We start from the raw sequence: 23917 nt of genomic DNA on the forward strand, positions 1-23917 counted from the left end.
GTCACCGACCCCAGCCCCGACGCAGCCGCCGCCGACGCAGCCGCCGCCGACCCCCTGGGCCGCGAACGGGCCCACCTCGCCGCCTCCCGGTCCGCGCTCCGCGCGATGCGCGAGGACGTGGAAGCCCTCGACATCCGCGACGTCACCGCGAACTGGGTCAACGCGATCGTCCTCCAGGCCCAGATCGACGACCGGATCAAGGCCCTCGCCGACCTCGCCCACACCCCCCTCTTCTTCGGCCGCCTCGACTACCTGCACGCGCCCGGCGCGGAGCTCTCCGAGGGTGCGGAGGGCGAGCAGTTCTACATCGGCCGCCGCCACGTCCACGACGCCGGCGGCGACCCCATGGTGATCGACTGGCGCGCGCCCGTCTCCCAGCCGTTCTACCGGGCCTCCAAGAACGACCCGCAGGACGTCGCGCTGCGCCGCCGCTTCGGCTACACCGGCGGCGAAATGACCGCGTACGAGGACGAGCACCTCTCCGACCCCGCCGAGGCGGCGGCCGTCAGCAAGCTGCTCCAGCAGGAGATCGAGCGCCCGCGCGTCGGCCCCATGCGCGACATCGTGGCGACGATCCAGCCCGAGCAGGACGAGATCGTCCGCTCCGGGCTGTCCGGCTCCGTCTGCGTGCAGGGCGGTCCCGGCACCGGCAAGACGGCCGTCGGACTGCACCGTGTCGCGTACCTCCTCTACGCGCACCGCGACCGCCTCGCCCGCACCGGCACCCTGGTCATCGGGCCGAACCGTTCCTTCCTGCACTACATCGAGCAGGTCCTTCCCGCCCTCGGCGAGCTGGAGGTGAAGCAGGCCACGGTCGACGACCTGGTCGCCCGCGCGGACCTGGAGGTACGCGGCGCGGACGCCGCCGAAACCGCCGTGGTCAAGGGCGACGCCCGGATGGCGGAGGTACTGCGCCGCGCCGTCCACTCCCACGTCAGCGAGCCCGTCGAACCGCTGATGGTGGTCCGCGGATCGCGCCGCTGGCGGGTGCCCGCGTACGAGATCGCCGAGATCGTCGCCGAGCTCCAGAACCGCGACATCCGCTACGGAGCCGCCCGCGACGCCCTCCCGCAGCGGATCGCGCACACGGTCCTCGTACGCATGGAGCAGGCGGGCGAGGCGCCCGACGACCGGGTCCAGGACGCGGTGGCGCGCAACCCCGCCGTGAAGGCCGTGGTCAAAGCGGTGTGGCCGCTGGTGGAACCGGCCAAACTGGTGCTGCGGCTCCTCTCCGATCCGGCGTTCCTCGCGGAGCACGCGGAGGGGATCCTGTCGCAGGAGGAGCAGCAGCTGCTCCTCTGGGCCAAGCCGCCGCGCAGCGTGAAGTCGGTGAAGTGGTCGGCGGCGGACCTGGTGCTCATCGACGAGGCGACGGACCTGGTGGAGCGCACGCACTCGCTCGGCCATGTCGTCATCGACGAGGCGCAGGACCTGTCCCCGATGCAGTACCGGGCTGTCGGCCGGCGCTGCACGACCGGCTCGGCGACGGTCCTCGGGGACCTCGCGCAGGGCACGACCCCGTGGGCGACGCGCAGCTGGGACGAGGCGCTGGGGCATCTGGGCAAGCCGGGCGCGGTGCTGGAGGAACTGACGGCGGGCTTCCGCGTACCGCGCGAGGTGATCGCCTACGCCTCGCGGCTGCTCCCGTCGATCTCGCCCGGCCTGTCGCCGGTCTCCTCGGTCCGCGAGACCCCGGGCTCGCTGGTCGTCTCCGCCGTCGACTCCCCCTCCGCCCTTCCGGCGGCGGTGATCGCGGCCTGCCGGGCCTCGCTCGCGCACGAGGGGTCGATCGGGCTGATCGCGGCGGACGAGCGGGTCGCGGAGCTCGGGGAGGCCTTGGTGGCGGCGGGGCTCCCGTATCTGGCGCCGGGTGAGGAGACGACCGCGGAGTCCCGTCTGACGCTGGTGCCGGCCTCGCTGGCCAAGGGTCTGGAGTACGACTACGTCGTCCTGCACGAGCCGGCGGACGTGGTCGCGGGCGAGCCCGACGAACGGACCGGCCTGCGCCGCCTCTACGTCTGCCTCACCCGAGCCGTCTCCGGCCTCACCCTCCTCCACACGACCCCCCTCCCGGTCGCCCTGACCTGACCCGCCGGTCCGCCCCGGGTGCGCCCCGCCCCGACCCGGGTGCGCCCCGCCCCGACCCCGGACGCGAGTTGCCGCTGCGCGGGGCGAAGTCCCCTACCCGCCCCTCCACCGTTCCCAGCGCCCGGCCCTGACCGGTCCTCAAACGCCGGATGGGCTGAAAAGCCCCTGGGGCTCCGCCCCAGACCCCGCGCCTCAAACGCCGGCGAGGCTGGATTCATCCAGCCTCGCCAGGGGGCCCCTCCCAGCGGTAGCTGGGGGAGTTTGAGGCGGTCTTTTCAGCCCCGCCGGCGTTTGAGGCGCGGGGGTCCGGGGGCCGGGCCCCGGTGTTGCCTGCCCTGGGGCCGGGCCCCGGCCCGCTTAGCTCAGGGCTGTGCGCCAGGCCTCGACCGCCGTCGGGGAGACCGGGCGGGCCCATCCGGAGGGGCGGGCCGCGCTGCCGATGTGGAAGGCGTCGATGCCCGCTTCGCGCAGCACCGGCAAGTGGGAGAGGGCGAGCCCGCCGCCCACCAGGATCCGCGGCTCGTAGCCGGCGGTGCCGGCCTTCGCCGCCTCCTCGAGGAGCACCGGCAGGCCCTCGTCGACCCCGCCCGCCGCGCCCGCGGTGAGGTAGGTGTCGAGCCCGGGCAGGTCGGCGACCGCTTTGCGGAGCTGGTCGCGGTCCGCCGCCCGGTCGATCGCCCGGTGGAACGTCCACCCGCAGCCGCCGAGCTCCGCCACGACCGCCTCGACGGCGGTGAGGTCGGGGCTTCCGTCGGGGTTGAGGAAGCCGAGGACGAACTCCTGCGCCCCTTCCGCTCGCAGCGCCCGCGCCTCCGCCACCAGGCGTTCCACGTCCTGTGCGGAACCGGCCGAGAAGCCGTCCGCCTTCCGGAGCATCACGCGCAGCCGGATGTCGACCGCCTCCCGGATCGCCGCGAAGGTCTCGCGCGGCGGGGTGAGCCCGTCGGCGGCCATGTCGGTGACCAGCTCGAGTCGGTCCGCCCCACCGGCCTGGGCCGCGACCGCGTCCTCCACGTCGAGGGCGATCACCTCCAGGAGCGCACGGTTGCTCATGTAATCCCATCCTTCGTCACGCATTGCAAAATAGGTCTAGTCCAATATTCAGAGTACGGGCCTCCGCCCACCCACCACCAGCACAATCACGCCACCACCACAATGTGCTCATGACATCCGCCACGACGTCCGACACGCACCGCGAGCAGAACCTCCGCGCCCGCTGGCACGCCACCGCCGCGGCCGCCGGAGCCGCCGGCGACCGCGACCCCGCCCCCTACGCCGACCGCCTCCTCACCGCCTGGGCGGAACCGCAGCGCAAGTACCACACCACCGCGCACCTGGCCGACGTACTCGCACGGATCGACGTACTGGCCACCGCACAAAACGAGCAGGCCGAGCAGGCGGAGCACGCGGAACACGCCGAGCACGCGGAGAGCGCCGAGCCGGGCCCCGACCGCGCCGCCGTCGAGCTCGCCGCGTGGTTCCACGACGTCGTCTACCGGCCCGACCGCTCCGAGAACGAGGAGCGCAGCGCCGTCCTCGCCGAGCGCGCCCTGCCCGAGCTCGGCATCGACGACGCCCGCACCGCCGAGGTGGCCCGCCTCGTCCGGCTCACCGTCACCCACGACCCCGCGCCCGGCGACGCCAACGGCGAGCTGCTCTGCGACGCCGACCTGGGCGTCCTGGCGGGCACGGCGCAGGAGTACGCCGCCTACGCCACGGCCGTACGCGCCGAGTACGGCTTCGTCCCCAACGAGGCCTTCCGGGCCGGCCGGGCCGCCGTCCTGCGCCAGCTGCTGGAGCTGCCCCGCCTCTTCCGCACCCCGTACGGGGCCGCTCACTGGGAGACCCCGGCCCGTACGAACCTGGCCGCCGAGCTCAGCCGGCTGACCGGGCCTACGGACCCCTCACAGCCTTCGGAGCAGCCCCCGGGAATGTGACCCGCTTCGTCTTGGTTGAGGTAATTCATGCCCGCAGCAGCCGAACGCACCCGCATGCCCGTCGCCGTTTACATCCTCGGCCTCTCCGTCTTCGCACTCGGTACCAGCGAGTTCATGCTCTCCGGGCTCCTCCCACCCATCGCCGAGGACATGGGCGTCACCATCCCGCAGGCGGGCCTGCTCATATCCGCCTTCGCGATCGGCATGGTCGTCGGTGCCCCGCTGCTCGCCGTCGCCACGCTGCGGCTGCCCCGCCGCACCACGCTCCTCTCCCTGATCAGCCTCTTCGGCCTCGGGCAGGTCGCGGGCGCGCTGGCCCCCTCGTACGAGCTGCTCTTCGCCTCCCGCATCGTCTCCGCGCTCGCCTGCGCCGGCTTCTGGGCGGTCGGCGCGGCCGTGGCCATCGCCATGGTCGAGCGACACCAGCGCGCCCGCGCGATGGCCGTCATGATCGGCGGCCTCTCCATCGCCAACGTCCTCGGCGTCCCGGTCGGCGCGTTCCTCGGTGAGCACCTGGGCTGGCGTTCCGCGTTCTGGGCGGTGGGCGCGGCCTCCGCCGTCGCGCTCGTCGGCATCCTCGCGCTGATCCCGAAGATTCCGCTGCCCGCCGAGAAGCCCTCGCTCACGCGTGAGCTGCGCATCTACCGCGACCGCCAGGTGTGGCTGTCGATCGGTGTCACGGCGCTCGCCGCGGGCGGCGTCTTCTGCGCCTTCAGCTACCTGTCCCCGCTGCTCACCGATGTGGCCGGGCTCGATTCCGGCTGGGTGCCGTGGATCCTGGGCCTCTTCGGCGTCGGCGCGCTGGTGGGCACCACGGTGGGCGGGCGGATCGCCGACGCGCACCTGTTCGGGGTGATGCTGTGGGGCATCACCGCCTCCACCGTCTTCCTGGCGGCGCTGGCCCTGCTCGCCTCCACCGCGGCGGCCGCGATCGCCCTCTCGTTCCTGCTCGGCTTCTCCGCGTTCTTCACGGCCCCCGCGCTCAACGCCCGCATGTTCAACGTCGCGGGCGCCGCCCCGACCCTGGCCGGCGCGACCACGACGGCCGCGTTCAACCTCGGCAACACCGGCGGCCCCTGGCTCGGCGGCACCGTCATCGACGCCGGGTACGGCTACTCCGCCACCGCCTGGGCGGGCGGCGCCATGACCGTCACCGCCATCGCCCTGGGCCTCGCAGCCCTCCGCCTGGACCGCCGTACGGGGCACCCGACCCGCGTCGTGGCCTCGTCCGAGACGGCCCCGGCCAAGGACCCCGTCCGCGCGTAGCGCCGCGCCTGAAGACTTCGGAGGCGGAGGGCTCCCCTTTCCCCGGGGCTACCCGTCCGTGAAGATCTCGTCGGCGGAGGGGGCGGTGACGGCGCGCCGGAGCCAGCGGCTCAGGGTCTCGGCGTCGCCGCAGCCGGTGATGCGCTCACGGGCCTCCTCGGGGACATCGATGCCCCGCTCCACGAGGACGGCCAGGACGTCCTCGGCGGCGCGACGTGCCTCGCCCTCCGCCCGGCCCTTGACCCGGCCCTCGTCGCGGAGCTCTTCGGAGAGGGGCGATTTATAGAAAGAGAGGTCCACGGCCACCAGTTTCCTCCAAAGTGCTGCGGCGGGGTGCTTTCCCATGCCCTGTGCGATGAATTCGATGATCGGGTTGGCGAGGGCCGCGGGTGTGTCCCGCAGCACGTTGGTCATCGCTTTGAGTATGGCTCCGATGTCCGGATTCCTGGCGTGGGTGATCGCGGACAGGGTCGCGAGCGCGAGGTCCTTGCGGACTTCGGCGGGGTTGGTGATCAGTGGCATGTTGTGCGGCCCCGCGACCAGCGGGCACAGGGTGAGCAGGGGCCACTGGGGAGGGCCGAAGCGGACCGGGCGAGCGGCCGGGAGAAGAGTTCCGGGTGTTCCTGGAAGATGCGGTGCATCGCCTCGTGGGGCGAGCTGACCATAGCGGATCCTGTGGCAGTGGGGATTGCCTCTGGCACATGCCAAAGGCAACATCTGCGGCGAGCCTAGATGCGTAACACCGTCCGGAATTAAGCTAGTTGGCGATGCTCACCCGGAAGGTTGAGTCGCAGTGGCCGGTTGCCGGAGCTTGCGGCAGTCGCGGCAGCGGCCGGGTTCGTCCGCACGGAAGGCGTGGTCGCAGACGTCACAGTTCTGGAGCGGGTGCCTGACGAGGTCCGCGGGTGCTTCCCGGAGACTGAACGGCGGCATGGGCGGGAGCTGAGCGGCGAGCCGGTGGGCCAGCAGGGCTGCCGGGCGGTGCAGGGGCTCCGACGGCAGGTCGGCGGTCAGGGCATGACGTACGGCGCTCGGAGGCAGATCACGCTCCAGCCAGGCCGCGACCCCGGGGGCGAGGTGCTCGACGTCCACGGCGGAGAGCAGGAGGCGCGGATCCCCACGGCGGATACCGGCGAGGACCTCGACGGCGGACCGGAGGAGGTCGGGAGTCGGGTACGCGGGCTGCGGCACGGCGGGCAGGGCACGCCGCGGCGGCTCGCCCTCCCGGCGGGAGGGACGCCGCGGCTTCGGCGCCGGTCCGTCCGTGGCGTCGGACCGGCCCGGCTGATTGCAGGAGACCGTGCGGGTGACGACGCGACCGCTGCTGGTGCGTTCGCAGGTGCGGCGCAGATAGCCGTGGGCCTCCAGCTCGCGCAGGGCGGCGGCGATCCGGGTCTTCCCCTCGGGGAAGCGGGCGGCGAGGGTCCTGATGTCGATGAGCGCGCCGCCGGGAAGGGACTGGATGTGGACGGCCAGGCCGATGGCCAGCAGCGACAACTCGGCGTGCTGGGCGAGGTGGTTACCGATCACGGTGAAGCGGGTGGCGTGGCGGGCGTTGTCGTGGATGACACCGCCGGAACGGGTGTGCGCACGGGTGGCCCGGGACGGGTGGTTTTCCCCGCCGTTACGGGGCTGGGCGTGCGGGCGCGCGCTAGTGTTCAGGGTATCCATCGGGAAGGTTCCGTCTTCCTTGGTGGTCAGGCCCTCGCCTTGGGATTGCCGTCCCGGCGGGGGCCGACGCATGTCAGCTGTGAGTTGGTATGTCGAGCTGAGCGTAGATCAGGCAACCCGTCCCGAAGCCAGCCAAGTTGGCGTTTTTCACTCAAGCGAGTGAGCGTGCGCCATGGGCGGGAGGGGTGGGGTTTGGTGGGGTTCTTTCTCTCCCGTGTCTTGAGTCTTGGGATCGTCCCGGCCACCGGCGCCCCACCGAACGGGCTCCGGTGCGCGAGCGATATCCGCAGGTCAGGGGCGCGGCAGGTCGAGTTCGACCCATACGGTCTTCCGGGGGACGGGACCGAGCCCGACCCCCCAGCGGTCGGCGAGCGCCTCGACGAGGAGCAGGCCGCGCCCGGAGTCTGCGTCGGGGGTCGGCGGACGGAGACGGGGGAGGCCTTCACGCCGGGTGTCCGTGACCTCGATGCGCAGGACGCAGGCATCGGCCTCGGCGAGGAGCGCGAGAAGGAAGTCCCGCCCGGAGACCCGGCCGTGAGTGGCGGCGTTCGCGGCGAGCTCGGCGACGATCTGCTCGGCCGCCTCGGTGACGCGGTGCGGCAGGCCCCGGGTGCGCAACCAGTCGACGGCCAGGACACGGGCCAGCCGGGCGCCTCGCGGCGTGGGGGACAGCAGAGCATCGAAGCGACATGCCGGTGGCGGGGGTTGGATGGTCTTCTTCTGGTTCACGTCACCGAGCGTGGCCGTCCAGGCCTACCGTGAACAGTGACGGAGCCGATGCGTAGGGTGACTGTCCGGAGCTTGTCCACTGCTGTCCGGACTGTCGGAACCCGTCCGACGGGTAGGGGCGTCGCGGCACGTAAGCGCGGACAGAGGGGTGCGGCATGTCAGTGGACGAAGGGGTACAGCGGCTCAAGAGCGAGGCGGATGAGCCGGGCTGGGAGGTGGACCCGGACGACGACTGGGGGGTGGCCGTCGTCGCTACCGTGGGACGGCAGTTGAGGCTGCGAAGGGAGGCGGTGGGGATGCGGGCCGCCGACTTCGGAGTTGCGGTCGGGTACGGCGAGGACATGGTCTACAAGCTGGAGGGTGGGAAGCGGATCCCGCGCCCCGAATTCCTGGACAAGGCGGACGAGGTCCTGGACGCGGGTGGGCTGCTCGCGGCGATGAAAGAGGACGTGGCGAAGGTCCGGTACCCGAGGAAGGTCCGGGAATTGGCCATGCTGGAGTCTCAGGCGGTGGAGCTCCAGCTGTACGACCCGCTCAACATCCACGGCCTGTTGCAGACACCGGAGTACGCACGTGGACTGCTGCTGATGCGACGGCCGGCATATACGCAGGACGAGGTGGAGCGGATGGTGGCCGGTCGCATGGCCCGCAAGTCCGTGTTTGAGCGGGGCCCTGTACCCGAACTCAGCTTCGTGCTGGAGGAATGGACGCTTCGACGTCCGCTGGGCGGGAGGAGGCTGTTGCGTGCACAGCTCGAACACCTACTGGAGGTTGCACAGTTGCGTAACGTCGAGCTTCAAGTAATGCCGATGGACCGTGAGGAACACGCCGGGCTGGCTGGCGGCATCGAGGTGCTGAAGTTCGATGACGGCTCGGTCGTCGGGCGTTCGCCGGCCATGGTCAACGGCCGACCGGTGACCGAGCGGAAGCAGCTCCGTATCCTGGAACTGCGATATGGCATCATCCGGGCTCAGGCCCTCACCCCCCGTGAGTCCACCGCCCGCATCGAGCGACTGCTGGGAGAAACATGATCCACAAGGCCTCAGCCGGGGACGCCCACGACCTGGCGTGGTTCAAGAGCAGCTACAGCAGCAGCAGCGAAGGCGACTCCTGCGTCGAGGTCGCCACCACCCCCCGCGCCGTCCACGTCCGCGACTCCAAGTGCCTCGACGGCCCCCAGCTCGCGCTCGCTCCGGGCGCATGGTCGGGCTTCGTGTCGTACGCGTCGGGCTGTTGATCCCTCCAGCTGACGCGCCCCGCGCCTGGTCGTCACCGGACACGCACTCGTCGGGCTCCTCCTCACCCTAGGGCCGACAGGCCTTATGCGGCCGGTCGCCCCTTCGGCCTGCGCAGCCCGGCCGCCGTCAGGCGGCGTACCAGCTCCTTGCTGCCGATCTCCACGGCGCCCGCGCCCACCGCGTCCGCGTACCGCTGCTCCGGGACGTCGTAGTGGTCGCGTTCGAAGGCCTTCGGCGGGCAGCCGATCGACGCGGCGAAGGCGTGCAGCTCCTCGAACGAGACGTCGCTGACCAGGTGTGACCACAGGCGGCCGTGACCCGGCCAGTCGGGCGGGTCGATGTACACGGTCACCGGCGGCTCATTCGCCGTGCCCGAAGCCGGAGCCGGAGCCCGAGTCGGAGTCGGCGCCGAGGCCGCCCGCGAGGACCGGTGCGAGTCCGCCCACCGGCGCCACCCGGACGCCGGCCTCCGAGCACACCCACATCGGGTCCGGTCCGAGCTCGGGCTCCACGTCCAGCGCGTGCGGCTCACCGTGGGCGCAGACCGGGCACAGCGGCCAGCGCCCGTGCTTCTGCAGCAGTGCGTCCTTCACGTCCTGGGCGACGAGTCCGGCGAGGTAGTCGACGCCCTCCGGCCACTGTTCCACCCACCACCGGCGGTGCGTGACCGCGTCCTCGACGAGGGAGACGACATCGGCCTCGGCGACCTCGCCCGCGACGAGATCGGCGAGTACCAGGGCGCGTGCGGCGTGCAGCGCCTGTTCAAGGGGGGTCGCGTGGTCCATGGAGACATTGTGGACCCGGACGGGCCAAGTGGCGAAGGTCCCCTTCGCCACCCGCCAAGGAACCGCCGCGCCGGTGCCTTATGGCGTCTTGACGCACCCGCCCCGCTGAAAATAGATTTCAAGCGTGAGCAAGAATGTGAAAGAAACCTTCAGCGGTTCGGAGGGCCCGGGCGCAGCGCCCGTACCCCCCGTCCCCGCCCCCGCCGCCCTGCGGGCCCGCGTCCGCAGTCTCGGACCCTCGATGACCCGCTCCATGCAGGCCGTCGCCGAGACCGTCGCCGAGGACCCGGCCGGCTGCGCCGCGCTCACCGTCAGCGACCTCGCCGCCCGTACCGGCACCAGCGAGGCCACCGTCGTCCGCACCGCCCGCCTCCTCGGCTACCCCGGCTACCGCGACCTGCGCCTCGCGCTCGCCGCGCTCGCCGCCCAGCAGGAGTCCGGCGCGGCCCCCGCCGTCACCGTGGACATAGCCGTCGACGACTCCCTCGCGAACGTGGTCGCGAAGCTGGCCCACGAGGAGGCGCAGACCCTCGCCGACACCGCCGCCGGCCTCGACGTCACCGCCCTCGGCGCAGCCGTCACCGCCCTCGCGGGCGCCCGCCGCATCGAGATCTACGGCGTCGGCGCCTCCGGCCTCGTCGCCCAGGACCTCGCCCAGAAGCTGTCGCGCATCGGCCTGATCGCCCACGCGCCGGGCGATCCGCACCTGGCCGTCACCACCGCCGTCCTGCTCCGCCCCGGCGACGTGGCCGTCGCCATCACCCACTCCGGCGGCACCGGCGACGTCATCGACCCCCTGCGGACCGCCTTCGAACGCGGCGCCACCACCCTCGCGCTCACCGCCCGCCAGAACTCCCCCGTCGTCCACTACGCCGACCTCGTCCTGGCCACGTCCGCGGCCCGCGAGACCCAGCTGCGCCCGGCCGCCATGTCGAGCCGGACCAGCCAGCTCCTCGTCGTCGACTGCCTCTTCGTGGGCGTCGCCCAGCAGACCTACGAGACGGCCGCGCCCGCGCTCGCCGCCTCGTACGAGGCGCTCGCGCCCCGCCACCACACCCCCGTACCCACCGCCAAGCGGGGCAGCACCACCCGCTAGCAGCTCAGGAGCCCCCCACTCATGACCGCGTACGCCGAACTCCGCGCCCAGCTCGCCACCTTGACCACCGAGGCCTTCCGCCCCGAACTGGCCGAGATCGACCGGCTCTCCACCCTCGAGATCGCCCGCCTGATGAACGCCGAGGACGCCACCGTCCCGGCCGCCGTCGCCGGCGAGCTGGAGACGATCGCCGCCGCCATCGACGGCATCTCCGCGCGGATGGCCCGCGGCGGGCGCCTGATCTACGCGGGCGCCGGCACCGCCGGCCGGATGGGCGTACTGGACGCCAGCGAGTGCCCGCCCACCTTCAACACCGACCCCTCCGAGGTCGTCGGCCTGATCGCGGGCGGCCCCTCCGCCATGGTCAAGGCCGTCGAAGGCGCCGAGGACTCCAAGGAACTGGCCGCCGAGGACCTGACCGCGCTGACCCTGACCGCCGACGACACCGTCATCGGCATCTCCGCCTCCGGCCGCACCCCGTACGCGATCGGCGCCGTCGAGTTCGCCCGCGACCGCGGCGCGCTCACCGTCGGCCTGTCCTGCAACGCCGGCTCCGCGCTCGCCGCGGCCGCCGACCACGGCATCGAGGTGGTCGTCGGACCCGAACTCCTCACCGGGTCCACCCGCCTGAAGGCGGGCACCGCGCAGAAGCTCGTACTCAACCTCATCTCGACCCTCACGATGATCCGGCTCGGCAAGACGTACGGAAACCTGATGGTCGACATGCGCTCCTCCAACGAGAAGCTGCGCGCCCGCGCCCGCCGCATCGTCTCGCTGGCGACCGGCGCCCCCGACGGGGAGATCGAGGCCGCGCTCACCGCCGCCGACGGCGAGGTCAAGCAGGCCATCCTCATCATCCTCGGCGGCGTCGACGGCCCCACGGCCGCCGAACTGCTCACCACGTCCCGGGGCCACCTCCGGGCCGCCCTCACCCAGACCCCCCGCTGACCCGCGCCGGCCTCCGCCGACTCCCCCGCCGACCTCAACCAACAAGGCGAACCACCATGTCCACTGACAAGAACCGCGCCACAGCCGCCGCGATCCTTCCCCTGGTCGGCGGCCCGGACAACATCGTCACCATCGCGCACTGCATGACCCGCCTGCGGATCACCCTGCGCGACCGCTCGCTGGTCCAGGACGAGGCCCTCAAGGCCGTCCCCGCCGTGATGGGCGTCGTCGAGGACGACACCTACCAGATCGTGCTGGGACCGGGCACCGTCGCCCGCGTCACCCCCGAGTTCGAGGCCCTGGTCGCGGAAGGCCGCTCGGCCACCCCGGCAGCCATGGCCACCCCGGCAGCCCCGGCCACCCCGGCGGCCCCGGCCGCGGATCACCCGTCCGGCCACGGCGCCGACGAACTCGCCGCCCAGGGCGCGGCCCTCAAGAACGCCCGGAAGGCGAAGAACTCCACCCCCTTCAAGCTGTTCCTGCGCCGCACCGCGAACATCTTCGTCCCGCTGATCCCGGCCCTGATCGGCTGCGGCATCATCGCCGGCCTCAACGGGTTCATCACCAACATGGGCTGGCTGCCTGCCGTCGTCCCGGCGCTCGCCGCGATGGCCTCAGGGTTCATGTCCCTGATCGCGGTCTTCGTCGGCTACAACACAGCCAGGGAATTCGGCGGCACGGCCATCCTCGGCGGCGCGGTCGCCGCCATCATCGTCTTCCCGGGCGTCACGAAGATCGACGCCTTCGGCCAGCAGCTCTCCCCCGGCCAGGGCGGCGTACTGGGCGCCCTGGCGGCCGCACTGCTCGCCGTCCAGGTCGAGAAGTGGTGCCGCAAGTGGGTCCCGGAGGCGCTGGACGTCCTGGTCACCCCCACCCTCACGGTGCTGATCTCCGGCCTGGTCACCATCTTCGGCCTGATGTTCGTCGCCGGTGAGGTCTCCACCGCCATCGGTACCTTCGCCACCTGGCTGCTCGCCACCGGCGGAGCCTTCGCGGGCCTGGTCCTCGGCGGCCTCTTCCTCCCGCTGGTCATGCTGGGCCTGCACCAGGCCCTGATCCCCATCCACACCACCCTGATCGAGCAGACCGGCTACACCGTCCTGCTCCCCATCCTCGCCATGGCGGGCGCCGGCCAGGTCGGCGCGGCCATCGCCGTCTACTACAAGCTCCCCCGCAACGGCTCGATCCGCGCCACCATCAAGTCCGCCCTCCCGGCCGGCTTCCTCGGTGTCGGAGAGCCCCTGATCTACGGCGTCTCCCTGCCCCTGGGCCGCCCCTTCATCACCGCCTGCATCGGCGGCGCGGCGGGCGGGGCCTTCGTCGGCCTCTTCAACCAGCTGGGCACGGCCTTCGGCTCCGCCGCCATCGGCCCCTCCGGCTGGGCACTGTTCCCGCTGCTTGACGGCAAGTCGGGCATGGGGATGACCATCGCCATCTACGCGGGCGGCCTGGCCGTCGGCTACCTCGTCGGCTTCGCCGCCACCTACTTCTTCGGCTTCACGAAGCAGATGCTGGTGGACTTCAACACCGGCCAGGACACCGACACGGCCGCCCCGCAGACCGCGCCCCAGGCACCGGCGGCCGAGCCCGCGAACGCCTCGGACTCCGCCCCGGTCCCCGTGGGCCGCTGACGGCCGCCCCTGACGTACGAAGACTCCCGGCCGGTGGACCACACCGGCCGGGAGCCTTCACTGCTTCACTGCTTCACTTCAGCTCAAGCGGCTTCGCTTCGCCTCAGGCGCAGTTGGACGGAGCCGGCTTGCCCGCGAAGCGGTCCGCGATCCATCCCAGGTACTCCGGCTCGGCGACGTTGGGGATCGTCTGGTGCGTCGCCCCCTGGTACTTCGTGTACTCGACCGGCTTGTTGAAGCGGCAGGCCCGCTTCACGTACTCGTCGGTGGAGTTCGGGTTGATGACGGTGTCCGCCGTCCCCTGCATCACCAGGATCGGCGCCACCGAGGCGACCAGGCCCGCGGTGTTCTCGCGGAAGCGCTGGTGCCAGACCTCCGGCACCACCGACAGCGGCTGGAACAGCGTGTCGAGCTGCCCGACGTTGCCCACGTTGTTCTGGATCACGTCGGCGAGGTGCTCGATGCACATCACCCCGTCACCGCGCAGCGCCTCCAGACCGGCCGGCTTCAGCACGTCCTCGGCCTTCAGCTCCGGGTAGGCCGCGAGGAAGCCCCGGTAGACGTTGATGCGCAGCGCCGCGTTGTGGGAGGCCGAGGTGGCATCCGTCGGGCCGGGCAGCACCAGGCCGCGGAAGTCCGGTCCCAGGTTGGCCGCGGGCGCCAGCGCCGCGATACCGACCAGCTGGGTCTCCGGGGTGTACTGGCGGTAGTTCTGGGCGATGAAGGCCGCCGCTCCGCCACCCTGCGACCAGCCCAGGACGGCCGCCTTGCGGTTCGCGTGGGTGTCGGTGATCCGGCGGGCCGCGCGGACCGAGTCCAGGACGTTGTTGGTCTCCGTGACGGCGACGGTGTACTGGTGCACGCCCGGGGCGCCGAGCCCCTGGTAGTCGGTGCCGACCACGACGTCACCGGAATCGAGGAACTGCGTCAGCGCCGGCACGCCGACGTCGATGCCCCACGGGCTGTCGTAGGTGTAGTAGCCCACCAGGTCGGTGGCCGGGTTCGGCACCGCGGAGGGCGCGCACTGGCGCGGTCCGCCCACGGTCCCGTGCGCCCAGGCCACGACGTTGCGTCCGTGGCGCGGCGCGGGGGCGTCGGGCCAGGCCACGATGCCCGAGACGGCGACGGGAGTGCCGCTCTGCAGGGTCGAGAGGTACAGGATCCGACAGGCGCGCGCACCGTTCGGGGCGTCGACGCGGCGGGCCCAGATCAGGTCGCCGTGGTCGCCCTCGGGCAGCGGCGACGGCGGGTCGTAGAACTTCTCGCCCTCCGGACCGATCGGCACGCCCGGGGCGCACAGGCCCTTGCCGCCCTTGCCTCCGTCCGGGTTCGTGTTCGCGGTCGCCGTCGTCCCGCAGCCCAGCGCGAGGATCGCGGCCACACCGGCCGCGGTGATCGCCGAAAGCCGTCGTCTCATGTGTTCGTCCATTCACTCGGTGCCGGACGAGAGAGTAGAGACAAACGGGCATATTGTCACCAACTGTGACGTTCCATCACATATGTGTCGCCAGTCCGGCGACCCGCCCCGCGCCGCCGAACGGCATCATGATCCGATGACCGACTCGATACGGGCCGTCGTCCCAACAGGCCGGATGGCCGCACTGACCCAGCCGACGTACGCCCTCCCCGGCGGGATGCTGCTGCGCCCCTGGGAGGGCTACGACGCCCCCGCGCTCGTGGCCGCGTACGCCGACCCGGACATCCGCCACTGGAACCGCCCCGACCCCTTGACCGAGGACCGGGCCGTCACCCGCATCGCCCGCTGGCGCGAACGCTGGCACACCGAACACGCGGCGGTCTGGGCCGTGGCCGCCACGCAGGACACCGTGCCGGTCGGCCTGATCGGCCTCGCCGACATCGACCTGCGCGGCGGCAGCGCCGAGATCATGTACTGGCTCCTGCCCGCCGGGCGCGGCTGCGGAGCCGCGGCCGAGGGCGTGTCCGCCGTGACCCGATGGGCCTTCGACGACCTCGGCCTGCACCGCGTGCGCATCACCCACTCGGTGTCCAACCCGGCCTCCTGCCGCGTCGCGACGAAGGCCGGCTACCCCCTGGAGGGCACCATGCGCGGCGCCCTCCTCCACACGGACGGCTGGCACGACGAACACCTCCACGCCCGCCTGCGCACGGACTGAGCGCGACCACCACCACACCAACGAGCCGCCCGGCTCACCTCGCCTCCCACCAAGGCACCTGGCCGCCTTCGCCGCCGACCCCCGGCTACGCCGTCGCCCCGGTCTTCACCTCGAGAGCCGCGACCCCTCGGTAGAGCGGAGCGAAGGCGACCAGCAGGAGGAGGGCTCCGACGGGTATGAGGTCCTTCCCGGCCAAAGGCACGGTCGCGGCCATCAGGACCAGGACCGGCGCCCACGGCTTCAGGATCCGGCGCTGGGCCAGCTGGCAGACCAGGACCAGCTGGCCCACGAAGAACAGCAGCGGCCCGAAGTCGTAGACCACGGGAAGCACCCCGGGTACGTCCTGGATCCGCACGAACAGCTCGTCCATCGCGCCCCGGTCCGCCGACAGGAAGCCGACCACGAGGTCGATGACGAACTGCGCCCCGAGGGCGACGGCTCCCGCCGTGCCCGTCCACAGGGCCGTGGTGGACAGCCCGCCCCGGCCGGCGGCCGTCCGCATGTCGGCCAAGCCCCGGACGAAGAGCACGAGCGCACCGAGGAAGCACAGGTGCCCGAGGCTCCAGGCGGGACCCGGCCCCCGACTGCCGTCCAGGCCGTCGAGGATGCGGATGAGGCCGTAGGCGCCCATCAGAGCGGGCGCGGCAAGGAAGGCTGTTCGCGACGTGATCATGCGAACGACGCTACGGCCGGCGACCCCTGAGTCGCATCCGGCACCGACCCCTGAGATCTCCCTTAGATCGAGCAGGGCTCCATAATTCCCGTTGCTTCAGGGCCTGTTCGTACGCGGCAAGGCCGGGCCGACTACGACCTGGCCCCCATCCCGGACCGCCTCGCCCGACCGTCCAGCCGCCAGAGGTACGACCAGTAGGCCGACCTCGTCAGTACGTCGACCTCGCCGGGCCGGCCCGGCGCGAGCGCGAGGACGCGCTCCCCGCCCAGACCGGTGCGCCGGACGCGGTGGCGGGCCCGCGCCATCGCGCCCGCCGGCGTCGGCCAGGCCCCGATGCCCCGCACCGAGGAAGGCCGGTCGGCCGGCTGCGAGGAGGCGACGTACATCTGCGGGCCGCGCATCCACTCGTGCGCCTCGGCGGAGAGGCCGGGGCCGAAGGGGTGGGACGACGACTACCTGGATGCGGGGATGGTCGTGCGGACCGGGTCCCAGCACTGGACGCCCTTCAGGTCCGGCATCCGGTCGCGGGTGAAGACCGGCTCCAGGCCGGCCCGGCGCTGGGCGAGGTAGTCGTCCAGCAGGCGGAAGGCGATCGCCGACAGCGGGATGATCGCGGCGAGGTTGATCAGGGCCATCAGGCCCATGAACACGTCGGCCAGGTTCCAGACGACCGACACCGAGCCGAGCGAACCGAGCACGACCGCCGACAGGACCAGTACCCGGTAGCCCGGCAGGACCCACCGCTTGCGGGTGATGAACTGGATGTTGGTCTCGCCGTAGTAGTAGTTCCCGATCATGCTGCTGAAGGCGAGCATGAAGACCACGACGGTGAGCAGGTGCCCGGCCCACCCGCCGAGCGTGTCCCTCAGCGCCGTCTGCGTCAGGTCCGCGCCCTGGCGGCCCGACAGTTCCGGGTTGCTGACGAGGACGATGAAGGCCGTCATCGTGCACACGAGCAGCGTGTCGAAGAAGACCCCGAGGGACTGTACGAGGCCCTGCTTGACCGGGTGCGAGACCTCGGCGGCCGCGCCCGCGTTCGGGGCCGAGCCCAGCCCCGCCTCGTTGGAGAACATGCCGCGCCGGATGCCCTGCTGGATGGCCGCGCCGATGCCGCCGGCCGCCAGCTCGCGGAAGCCGAAGGCGCCGCCGACGATGTCGGCGACGACCCGGGGGAACTCGGTGATGTTGAGGAGGACCACGGCCGCGCCGAGCAGCAGGTAGACGATCGCCATCAGCGGCACCAGGACGGTGGTGACGGACGAGATCCGCTTGACCCCGCCGAAGACGGCCAGGCCCAGCAGGGCGGCGAGCAGCACGCCGAGCATCGGGCCGAACCAGTCCGATCCGTCGGCGTCCGCGAGCGAACCGGCGGCGACGGCGGTGATGGTGTTGGCCTGCACCGCGTTGAAGACGAAGGCGAAGGTGACGGTGATCGTCACCGCGAAGAGCACCCCGAGCCAGCGTTTACCGAGCGCCCGCTGCATGTAGTACGCCGGGCCGCCCCGGTACGCGCCGGTGGAGTTCCGCACCTTGTAGAGCTGGGCGAGGGCCGATTCCACGAAGGCGGAGGCCGCGCCGATCAGCGCCATCATCCACATCCAGAAGACGGCGCCCGCGCCGCCCAGGGTGATGGCGGCGGCAACACCGGCGATGTTGCCGGTACCGACGCGTGCGGCGGCGGAGATCGTGAAGGCGCCGAAGGACGAGACCTGCTTGCGGCCGTCGGCGCGCGGCGGGGTCTTCTCCTTCAGCACCCGGAACATCTCGGGAAGCAGACGCAGCTGCACGCCCCGGGAGCGGACCGTGAAGTACAGGCCCGCACCGACCACGAGCGGAATCAGCAGGTAGGTCCAGAGGTGATCGTTCACGTTGACGATCACCGAATCCAGAGTGTCCATGTCTCGAAGTGTCGCGGGGCGGAAGGCCCACCGACAGGGACCTACGTCCGCTGCCGGAGGGACCGAAGACCCGTACCGCGCGCCCTTCGCCCCGCTTCCCGCGGTCGGCGCAGACCGTGCCGGCCGGCCCATGCGGCCACCGCCGCGGCGGGCTCCCCGCCCAGCGGCATCGAGCGCGGCCACTGGAGCAGCGGGCGCCGGCTCTCCCTCGTCGGGTACGGCCGGGCGTAGACGGTTAGGTCCCGCGGATCGATCGGGGTGGCGACGGTACCGGGCAGTCCCTGCTCGATGAAGAGGTTGTCGTCCAGGATCATCGCCTCGCCCGTGCCGGGGGTCTTGATCGCCCTGAACAGCTCACGGCCGCCTTCGGGGAACTCCTCCCAGCTCATCGGCTTGACGATGGTTTCGGTGAACGCGATGCCGCGTACCCGCCCCGGGCGGCGGGCAGCCGGCCGCCGCCGACCGCCGGGAGGACCTCCCGCCAGAGGTGCGAGGAGGTGGGGTTCCCGTGCAGGAACACCATCGGCACACCGGACCCGTCACCGGCCTCCCGGTAGTGGATCGTCGAGTCGAGTACGGGCTGTACGGGCACGGCTGCTGCTCCTTCTGGGAGAGAGGGGAACTTTCGGGACCGTGGGCGCGGGCGCCTGCGCGGGCCGGGTCAGCGGAAGGCCGGGGCCGTACGGTCCGCCCAGGCGGCGAAGGGGCGCGGGGCCCGGCCCAGGATCCGTTCGACGGCGGGGCTCACCGCGAGCTCGGCGGCGACGGGCGCGCCGAGGATCGACAGAGTGCCGTCGACGGCCGGCTCGGGCATGAAGGTCAGCATCTGCGCCCGGGCCTCCTCGGGGCTCTGCTCCACGAACCGCACCGGCTCGCCGATCGCCCCCGCGATCGCCGCGGCCCGCTCGCGCGGGGTGACCAGGACCGGCCCGGTCAGGTCGTACGTGCTCCCCCCGTGCCCGGCGCCCCGCAGCACGGCGGCCGCGACCTCGGCCACGTCCGCCGGGTCGACCGTCGGCAGCCCGACGTCCCCGAAGGGCGCGGTGGCCGTGCGGTGCGTACGGATCGACTCGGCCCAGGCGAAGGCGTTGGAGTCGAGCCCGCCCGAGCGCAGGACCGTCCACTCCAGCCCCGACCGCCGGACGGCCTCCTCGAAGGCGGCCGGGTGCCGGTACTGCTCGGGCCGGGTCCCGACCCCCTGCGAGGACAGCAGCACGACCCTTCGTACGCCGGTATCCGCGGCCAGTTCCAGGACCTCCCCCGGGTCTTCGCCGGCGACGAGCAGGAACAGGGCATCGGCCCCTACGAGCGCGGGCCGCAGGCTCTGCGGCTCGGCGAGGTCGGCCCGGAGGTGACGTACGCCGGTGGGCAGAGCGTGTTCCGGCGTCCGGCGGGAGACGGCGGTGACCCGCTCGCCGGCCGCCGCGAGGATCCGTACCAGCTCGCCGCCGACGTTCCCGGTCGCACCCGTGATGACGAACATGTGAGACTCCCACCCCTGTCGATGAGTTAGTCGACTGACTAACTCCTGGGACGACCATAGCCCGCCGGGCCACGCCCGTCTACACTTAGTCAGGTGACTTACTCAGGATCTGCCGAACCGTCCCGCCCGAAGGCCAAGCGCGGGAGCAAGCGCGAACGGCTCGCCTCGGCGGCGGCGCAGGTCCTCCACGAGCAGGGCGTGGAGAAGACGACGATCGCCGACATCGCACGTGCGGCCGATGTCCCCCTCGGCAACGTCTACTACTACTTCAAGACCAAGGACCAGCTGGTCGAGGCCGCCATCGACGCCCACGCCCAGGGCCTCGCCGGTCTGATCGCCGCCCTCGACGCGCTCCCCACCCCGCAGGACCGGCTCAAGGCCCTCCTCTCCGGCTGGGTCGGCCGGCGCGAGCTCACCGCCCGCTACGGCTGCCCCACCGGATCCCTCGCCTCCGAGCTCGACAAGCGCGACGACGGCCTCGACCAGACCCTCGCCAAGGTCATGCGAGTGCTGCTCGACTGGGCCGAGCAGCAGTTCCACGCACTGGGCCGCACCGCCGACGCACGCGAGCTCGCGGTGGCCCTGATCGCCTCCTACCAGGGCATCTCACTGCTCACCAACACCTTCCGCGACCCCGAGCTGATGGCCGTCGAAGGCCGCCGACTGGAACGCTGGATCGACTCGCTCGCCTGAGACGCACGACCGCCCCGGCCCACACCGGGAAGTCCGGGAGGGACGGGGCGGGGCGGAGCGGAGGCCGGGAGCCTAGTGCGAGGGCCTCGGCACCACTGTGAAGGGGGTGTCGCTCGAGAACGTGAAGGTGCCGGCGGGCAGACAGTTCTCCTCCACGACCGTGCCGAAGCCGTCGCAGTGCTGCTCCTTCAGCGTGAAGTAGACGGTGTTCGTGTGCGGGCCCAGGTCCAGCGCCTTGAACGGCGGCGAGACGGCCACCGAGTACGGAAGACCGTCGTCACCGACGAAACCGGTGCGCAGGACCTGCTTCTTCTTGAACGTGAAGGTCTTCTCCGCCGGGGTGCCGATGTCGTGGACGTACGTGGCGCTGACGAACTTGGAGTTGAAGTCGTCGATCGGGTCGGGGCGGGACGGCGTGTACCCCTCCGGATAGACGGCGTCCGCGGCGCTCGGCGCGGTGATCCAGGCCGGCGCGGTGCGGACCCACCTCTCCTTGGCGTAGGTCTCGCGGCAGCCGGGCGGACCGATGATCCGCTCCTTCACCCCGAAGAGCTCATTGAGGTCGACACCGTCGCTGTCGAGGCAGTGCGGGACCTGGAGCTTGGGCTTCGGCAGCGGCGCGGCCGCGGCCGGCGCGGCGGCGGCGCCGCCGAGTGCGGCGACCAGCAGGGAGGGGACGACGGCGGCGAGGAACCGTACTCGGTTCACCGGTACCACCTTTCGATGTCGGCGATTGTGACCGCGGGCAGCCGACCATCCCGCGCGCCCCGATCCACGGCGACACATCCCAGGAGCCGCCGGACGGCTCAGCGAATCCACACTCCCAGCGCGCGCCGCGGCCAGGCCGCGCCCGGCCCCACGCCGCCGCACCGGGCGCGCGGCCCCGCTCAGCCGGGCGCGCGGCCCCGCTCAGCCCTGCGCGCCCCGGGCCGCCTCGATGAACGCCCGGATCAGCTCCGGGGACTTCACCCCGCGCTCGCCCTCCACCCCGCTGGAGACGTCCACGCCCCAGGCGCCGGTGACCGTGAGGGCCTGCGCCACGTTCCCCGGCGTCAGCCCGCCCGCCAGCAGCCACCGGCCCTCGGGTGCGGTGAACTCCGCCGCACCCCAGTTCCACGGCTTGCCGGAGCCAGGGTCCGGGGCGTCGATCAGCAGCAGGTCCTCGCCGTACTCCCCGCAGCGCTTCGCGTGCTCCGCGGTGGCCCGCAGCAGGGTGCGGCCCTCGGCGCGCAGCGCCGCGAAGTCCCCGGGCCCCTCCTCGCCGTGCAGCTGCACGCCCCGTACGCCGCTCTCCTCGGCGAAACGGCGCACCTCCCCGACCGACTGCCCGCGGAACACCCCTACGGTGAGCACCCCGTCCGGTACCCCGGCGGCCAGCGCCCGCGCGGTGGCGGCGTCGACGGTACGCGGACTGCCGGGCGCGAAGACGAAGCCCACGGCATCAGCTCCGGCGGCCACGGCGACCTCGACGTCGTGCGCGGTCTTGAGCCCGCAGATCTTGATGAACACACTCGTCCCATCCGTCATGACAGCAGTCAACCAAACCGCGGCCGCCCCACGACGATGCGTCCCACGGGCCGGGCAGGAGAGTCCGCCCGCCGCCGGCCCGGGACGGGGCCGATCCCCGAGCCGTTCGCCTTCGCCCTCGCGTGCCGTGAAACGCCCGAGGGCGGCACCCCCCAGTGGGGGTGCCGCCCTCGGAACGTGAAGAACAGCCGATCAGCCGGGCCGGAGCCCAGAGGCCGATCAGAAGTCCATGTCACCGCCCGGCATGCCGCCGCCGCCGCCACCGGCGCCGGCCTTCTCGGGCTTGTCGGCGATGACGGCCTCGGTGGTGAGGAAGAGGGCCGCGATCGACGCCGCGTTCTGCAGGGCAGAGCGGGTGACCTTCGCCGGGTCGATGATGCCCTCGGCGATCATGTCGACGTACTCGCCGGTCGCGGCGTTCAGGCCCCAACCGATCTGCAGGTTGCGGACCTTCTCGACGACGACGCCACCCTCGAGACCACCGTTGACGGCGATCTGCTTGAGCGGGGCCTCCAGCGCGAGCTTGACGGCGTTGGCGCCGGTCGCCTCGTCGCCGGTGAGCTCTAGCTTGTCGAAGACCGAGGAGGCCTGCAGCAGGGCCACGCCGCCACCGGCGACGATGCCCTCTTCGACGGCCGCCTTCGCGTTGCGAACGGCGTCCTCGATGCGGTGCTTGCGCTCCTTGAGCTCGACCTCGGTCGCGGCGCCGGCCTTGATGACGGCCACGCCGCCGGCCAGCTTCGCGAGGCGCTCCTGGAGCTTCTCGCGGTCGTAGTCCGAGTCGGAGTTCTCGATCTCGGCGCGGATCTGGTTGACGCGACCGGCAACCTGGTCGCTCTCGCCGGAGCCGTCGACGATGGTGGTCTCGTCCTTGGTGATGACGACCTTGCGGGCGCGGCCGAGCAGGTCGAGACCGGCGTTCTCGAGCTTGAGGCCGACCTCCTCGGAGATGACCGTGCCGCCCGTGAGGATGGCGATGTCGCCGAGCATGGCCTTGCGACGGTCACCGAAGCCCGGAGCCTTGACGGCGACGGACTTGAAGGTGCCGCGGATCTTGTTGACGACCAGGGTCGACAGGGCCTCGCCCTCGACGTCCTCGGCGATGATCAGCAGCGGCTTGCCGGACTGCATGACCTTCTCGAGGAGCGGCAGCAGGTCCTTGACCGAGCCGATCTTCGAGTTGACGATCAGGATGTACGGGTCGTCGAGCGACGACTCCATGCGCTCCATGTCGGTGGCGAAGTACGCCGAGATGTAGCCCTTGTCGAAGCGCATGCCCTCGGTGAGCTCGAGCTCGAGACCGAAGGTCTGCGACTCCTCGACGGTGATGACGCCTTCCTTGCCGACCTTGTCCATGGCCTCGGCGATGAGCTCGCCGATCTGGGTGTCGGCGGCGGAGATGGAGGCCGTAGAAGCGATCTGCTCCTTGGTCTCGACATCCTTGGCCTGCGCCAGCAGGGCGGCGGAGACGGCCTCGACGGCCTTCTCGATACCGCGCTTGAGGGCCATCGGGTTCGCACCGGCGGCCACGTTGCGCAGACCCTCGCGGACGAGCGCCTGGGCGAGAACGGTGGCGGTGGTCGTACCGTCGCCGGCGACGTCGTCCGTCTTCTTGGCGACTTCCTTGACCAGCTCTGCGCCGATCTTCTCGTACGGGTCCTCGAGCTCGATCTCCTTGGCGATGGAGACACCATCGTTGGTGATCGTGGGGGCGCCCCACTTCTTCTCAAGGACGACGTTGCGACCCTTGGGGCCAAGGGTGACCTTGACGGCATCGGCGAGCTGGTTCATGCCTCGCTCGAGACCGCGCCGGGCCTCCTCGTTGAACGCAATGATCTTGGCCATCTGAAGTGGTCCTCCCGGACAGCGGTGGATTGCTCCCGGACCGCGCCCGCGCCCGCGACGGACGGCCTGCGTGCCCGGCGGTTTCTTCCCGCCGGACCCCGTGGGCCTCACTGACCCGGTCCTCGTTTAGGTAGCACTCTCACTAGGAGAGTGCTAACGCCAATGATTAGCACTCGACCCCTCCGAGTGCAAGCGGCTTCGGACAACCCGCGCCGAACACCCGGACGCCGCAGGGCCTCCGGCGCCGCCACGCACGAGGGGCCCACATCCCGTG

General features: G+C 71.8%; 23 protein-coding genes and 2 pseudogenes. 10 read left to right on the forward strand and 15 right to left on the reverse strand.

The annotated features are described in order from the left end of the window. Positions 1-105 precede the first annotated feature (105 nt). Complete coding sequence (locus tag OTB20_RS14530) at positions 106-2088, forward strand: HelD family protein (RefSeq protein ID WP_267817893.1); 1983 nt, start codon at positions 106-108, stop codon at positions 2086-2088. A 357-nt stretch (positions 2089-2445) separates the two neighbouring features. Here the strand turns inward: OTB20_RS14530 and OTB20_RS14535 are convergent, their stop codons facing one another. After that, positions 2446-3141, reverse strand: coding sequence for a copper homeostasis protein CutC (locus OTB20_RS14535; protein WP_267817707.1), 696 nt, complete (start codon positions 3139-3141; stop codon positions 2446-2448). Positions 3142-3251: 110 nt separating this feature from the next. Here OTB20_RS14535 and OTB20_RS14540 point away from each other — a divergent pair, with 110 nt between their 5' ends. Beyond that, the gene (locus OTB20_RS14540) at positions 3252-4025 is read left to right on the forward strand and encodes a hypothetical protein (protein WP_267817708.1); all 774 of its coding nucleotides are present in this window, start codon (positions 3252-3254) and stop codon (positions 4023-4025) included. Positions 4026-4079: 54 nt separating this feature from the next. After that, on the forward strand, positions 4080-5291 hold the full coding sequence (locus tag OTB20_RS14545; protein ID WP_267817895.1) for a Cmx/CmrA family chloramphenicol efflux MFS transporter: 1212 nt from the start codon (positions 4080-4082) through the stop codon (positions 5289-5291). A gap of 48 nt (positions 5292-5339) precedes the next feature. Here OTB20_RS14545 and OTB20_RS14550 read toward each other — a convergent pair. From OTB20_RS14550 to OTB20_RS14560, 3 genes and pseudogenes are all read right to left on the reverse strand, one after another. Then, positions 5340-5891: pseudogene (locus OTB20_RS14550) on the reverse strand (hypothetical protein); the annotation flags it as partial. 171 nt (positions 5892-6062) lie between these two features. After that, positions 6063-6962: a helix-turn-helix domain-containing protein gene (locus OTB20_RS14555; protein ID WP_267817710.1), complete on the reverse strand. Its 900-nt coding sequence runs from the start codon at positions 6960-6962 to the stop codon at positions 6063-6065. Positions 6963-7253: 291 nt separating this feature from the next. Then, positions 7254-7691: an ATP-binding protein gene (locus OTB20_RS14560; RefSeq protein WP_267817712.1), complete on the reverse strand. Its 438-nt coding sequence runs from the start codon at positions 7689-7691 to the stop codon at positions 7254-7256. 155 nt (positions 7692-7846) lie between these two features. Here OTB20_RS14560 and OTB20_RS14565 point away from each other — a divergent pair, with 155 nt between their 5' ends. Then, positions 7847-8722: a helix-turn-helix domain-containing protein gene (locus OTB20_RS14565; RefSeq protein WP_267817713.1), complete on the forward strand. Its 876-nt coding sequence runs from the start codon at positions 7847-7849 to the stop codon at positions 8720-8722. After that, on the forward strand, positions 8719-8928 hold the full coding sequence (locus OTB20_RS14570; RefSeq protein WP_267817714.1) for a DUF397 domain-containing protein: 210 nt from the start codon (positions 8719-8721) through the stop codon (positions 8926-8928). Before OTB20_RS14565 ends, OTB20_RS14570 begins: the two co-directional genes overlap by 4 nt. 83 nt (positions 8929-9011) lie before the next feature. On the opposite strand, the gene OTB20_RS14575 is transcribed toward OTB20_RS14570, so the two are convergent. After that, positions 9012-9281 carry a DUF4031 domain-containing protein gene (locus OTB20_RS14575; protein ID WP_267817716.1) on the reverse strand — a complete coding sequence of 90 codons (270 nt, stop codon included), beginning with the start codon at positions 9279-9281 and terminating at the stop codon, positions 9012-9014. A 7-nt stretch (positions 9282-9288) separates the two neighbouring features. Then, positions 9289-9714, reverse strand: a complete 426-nt coding sequence (locus tag OTB20_RS14580) for a hypothetical protein (protein ID WP_267817718.1) — start codon at positions 9712-9714, stop codon at positions 9289-9291. 124 nt (positions 9715-9838) lie between these two features. Between OTB20_RS14580 and OTB20_RS14585 the strand changes: the two genes are divergently transcribed. The 3 genes from OTB20_RS14585 to OTB20_RS14595 are packed head-to-tail and all read left to right on the forward strand — an operon-like array spanning position 9839 to position 13389. After that, positions 9839-10810, forward strand: coding sequence for a MurR/RpiR family transcriptional regulator (locus OTB20_RS14585; protein WP_267817719.1), 972 nt, complete (start codon positions 9839-9841; stop codon positions 10808-10810). 21 nt (positions 10811-10831) lie between these two features. Continuing rightward, positions 10832-11758 carry an N-acetylmuramic acid 6-phosphate etherase gene (gene murQ / locus OTB20_RS14590; protein WP_267817721.1) on the forward strand — a complete coding sequence of 309 codons (927 nt, stop codon included), beginning with the start codon at positions 10832-10834 and terminating at the stop codon, positions 11756-11758. Positions 11759-11814: 56 nt separating this feature from the next. Continuing rightward, positions 11815-13389, forward strand: coding sequence for a PTS transporter subunit EIIC (locus tag OTB20_RS14595; RefSeq protein WP_267817723.1), 1575 nt, complete (start codon positions 11815-11817; stop codon positions 13387-13389). 103 nt (positions 13390-13492) lie between these two features. Here the strand turns inward: OTB20_RS14595 and OTB20_RS14600 are convergent, their stop codons facing one another. Further along, the gene (locus OTB20_RS14600) at positions 13493-14806 is read right to left on the reverse strand and encodes a lipase family protein (RefSeq protein WP_267817725.1); all 1314 of its coding nucleotides are present in this window, start codon (positions 14804-14806) and stop codon (positions 13493-13495) included. Positions 14807-14942: 136 nt separating this feature from the next. On the opposite strand from OTB20_RS14600, the gene OTB20_RS14605 reads away from it, so the two are divergent. Then, positions 14943-15524, forward strand: a complete 582-nt coding sequence (locus OTB20_RS14605; RefSeq protein ID WP_267817726.1) for a GNAT family N-acetyltransferase — start codon at positions 14943-14945, stop codon at positions 15522-15524. Between the two features lie 85 nt (positions 15525-15609). Here OTB20_RS14605 and OTB20_RS14610 read toward each other — a convergent pair whose 3' ends face one another. From OTB20_RS14610 to OTB20_RS14630, 5 genes and pseudogenes are all read right to left on the reverse strand, one after another. Next, positions 15610-16197 (reverse strand): hypothetical protein, encoded by a 588-nt coding sequence (locus tag OTB20_RS14610; RefSeq protein WP_267817727.1) that lies wholly within the window; start codon positions 16195-16197, stop codon positions 15610-15612. A 131-nt stretch (positions 16198-16328) separates the two neighbouring features. Further along, entirely contained in the window at positions 16329-16598 is a 270-nt protein-coding gene (locus OTB20_RS14615) for a hypothetical protein (protein ID WP_267817730.1), read from the reverse strand. Between the two features lie 51 nt (positions 16599-16649). Further along, complete coding sequence (locus tag OTB20_RS14620) at positions 16650-18095, reverse strand: alanine/glycine:cation symporter family protein (protein WP_267817732.1); 1446 nt, start codon at positions 18093-18095, stop codon at positions 16650-16652. Positions 18096-18229: 134 nt separating this feature from the next. Next, a pseudogene (locus OTB20_RS14625) lies at positions 18230-18687 on the reverse strand (haloalkane dehalogenase); the annotation flags it as partial. 69 nt (positions 18688-18756) lie between these two features. After that, positions 18757-19578: an SDR family oxidoreductase gene (locus tag OTB20_RS14630; protein WP_267817734.1), complete on the reverse strand. Its 822-nt coding sequence runs from the start codon at positions 19576-19578 to the stop codon at positions 18757-18759. A 93-nt stretch (positions 19579-19671) separates the two neighbouring features. Between OTB20_RS14630 and OTB20_RS14635 the strand changes: the two genes are divergently transcribed. Beyond that, complete coding sequence (locus OTB20_RS14635; protein WP_267817736.1) at positions 19672-20271, forward strand: TetR/AcrR family transcriptional regulator; 600 nt, start codon at positions 19672-19674, stop codon at positions 20269-20271. A gap of 72 nt (positions 20272-20343) precedes the next feature. Here the strand turns inward: OTB20_RS14635 and OTB20_RS14640 are convergent, their stop codons facing one another. The 3 genes from OTB20_RS14640 to groL all read right to left on the reverse strand — a co-directional run bounded on the left by OTB20_RS14640 (position 20344) and on the right by groL (position 23643). Beyond that, on the reverse strand, positions 20344-20979 hold the full coding sequence (locus OTB20_RS14640) for a hypothetical protein (RefSeq protein WP_267817737.1): 636 nt from the start codon (positions 20977-20979) through the stop codon (positions 20344-20346). Between the two features lie 201 nt (positions 20980-21180). After that, positions 21181-21798 carry a phosphoribosylanthranilate isomerase gene (locus OTB20_RS14645; protein WP_267817739.1) on the reverse strand — a complete coding sequence of 206 codons (618 nt, stop codon included), beginning with the start codon at positions 21796-21798 and terminating at the stop codon, positions 21181-21183. 219 nt (positions 21799-22017) lie between these two features. Then, the gene (groL, locus tag OTB20_RS14650) at positions 22018-23643 is read right to left on the reverse strand and encodes a chaperonin GroEL (protein ID WP_267817741.1); all 1626 of its coding nucleotides are present in this window, start codon (positions 23641-23643) and stop codon (positions 22018-22020) included. Between the last annotated feature and the right edge of the window lie 274 nt (positions 23644-23917).

It is taken from the genome of Streptomyces sp. H27-H1, from assembly GCF_026627445.1.
Lineage (GTDB): Bacteria > Actinomycetota > Actinomycetes > Streptomycetales > Streptomycetaceae > Streptomyces.

What these genes read in the sequence shown, in the direction of transcription:
- OTB20_RS14530 (WP_267817893.1), top strand. Translation starts at nt 106, where the DNA reads ATGCGCGAGGACGTGGAAGCCCTCGACATCCGCGACGTCACCGCGAAC.
- OTB20_RS14535 (WP_267817707.1), bottom strand. Translation starts at nt 3,141, where the DNA reads ATGAGCAACCGTGCGCTCCTGGAGGTGATCGCCCTCGACGTGGAGGAC.
- OTB20_RS14540 (WP_267817708.1), top strand. Translation starts at nt 3,252, where the DNA reads ATGACATCCGCCACGACGTCCGACACGCACCGCGAGCAGAACCTCCGC.
- OTB20_RS14545 (WP_267817895.1), top strand. Translation starts at nt 4,080, where the DNA reads ATGCCCGTCGCCGTTTACATCCTCGGCCTCTCCGTCTTCGCACTCGGT.
- OTB20_RS14555 (WP_267817710.1), bottom strand. Translation starts at nt 6,962, where the DNA reads ATGGATACCCTGAACACTAGCGCGCGCCCGCACGCCCAGCCCCGTAAC.
- OTB20_RS14565 (WP_267817713.1), top strand. Translation starts at nt 7,847, where the DNA reads ATGTCAGTGGACGAAGGGGTACAGCGGCTCAAGAGCGAGGCGGATGAG.
- OTB20_RS14570 (WP_267817714.1), top strand. Translation starts at nt 8,719, where the DNA reads ATGATCCACAAGGCCTCAGCCGGGGACGCCCACGACCTGGCGTGGTTC.
- OTB20_RS14580 (WP_267817718.1), bottom strand. Translation starts at nt 9,714, where the DNA reads ATGGACCACGCGACCCCCCTTGAACAGGCGCTGCACGCCGCACGCGCC.
- murQ (WP_267817721.1), top strand. Translation starts at nt 10,832, where the DNA reads ATGACCGCGTACGCCGAACTCCGCGCCCAGCTCGCCACCTTGACCACC.
- OTB20_RS14595 (WP_267817723.1), top strand. Translation starts at nt 11,815, where the DNA reads ATGTCCACTGACAAGAACCGCGCCACAGCCGCCGCGATCCTTCCCCTG.
- OTB20_RS14600 (WP_267817725.1), bottom strand. Translation starts at nt 14,806, where the DNA reads ATGAGACGACGGCTTTCGGCGATCACCGCGGCCGGTGTGGCCGCGATC.
- OTB20_RS14605 (WP_267817726.1), top strand. Translation starts at nt 14,943, where the DNA reads ATGACCGACTCGATACGGGCCGTCGTCCCAACAGGCCGGATGGCCGCA.
- OTB20_RS14610 (WP_267817727.1), bottom strand. Translation starts at nt 16,197, where the DNA reads ATGATCACGTCGCGAACAGCCTTCCTTGCCGCGCCCGCTCTGATGGGC.
- OTB20_RS14615 (WP_267817730.1), bottom strand. Translation starts at nt 16,598, where the DNA reads ATGCGCGGCCCGCAGATGTACGTCGCCTCCTCGCAGCCGGCCGACCGG.
- OTB20_RS14620 (WP_267817732.1), bottom strand. Translation starts at nt 18,095, where the DNA reads ATGGACACTCTGGATTCGGTGATCGTCAACGTGAACGATCACCTCTGG.
- OTB20_RS14630 (WP_267817734.1), bottom strand. Translation starts at nt 19,578, where the DNA reads ATGTTCGTCATCACGGGTGCGACCGGGAACGTCGGCGGCGAGCTGGTA.
- OTB20_RS14645 (WP_267817739.1), bottom strand. Translation starts at nt 21,798, where the DNA reads ATGACGGATGGGACGAGTGTGTTCATCAAGATCTGCGGGCTCAAGACC.
- groL (WP_267817741.1), bottom strand. Translation starts at nt 23,643, where the DNA reads ATGGCCAAGATCATTGCGTTCAACGAGGAGGCCCGGCGCGGTCTCGAG.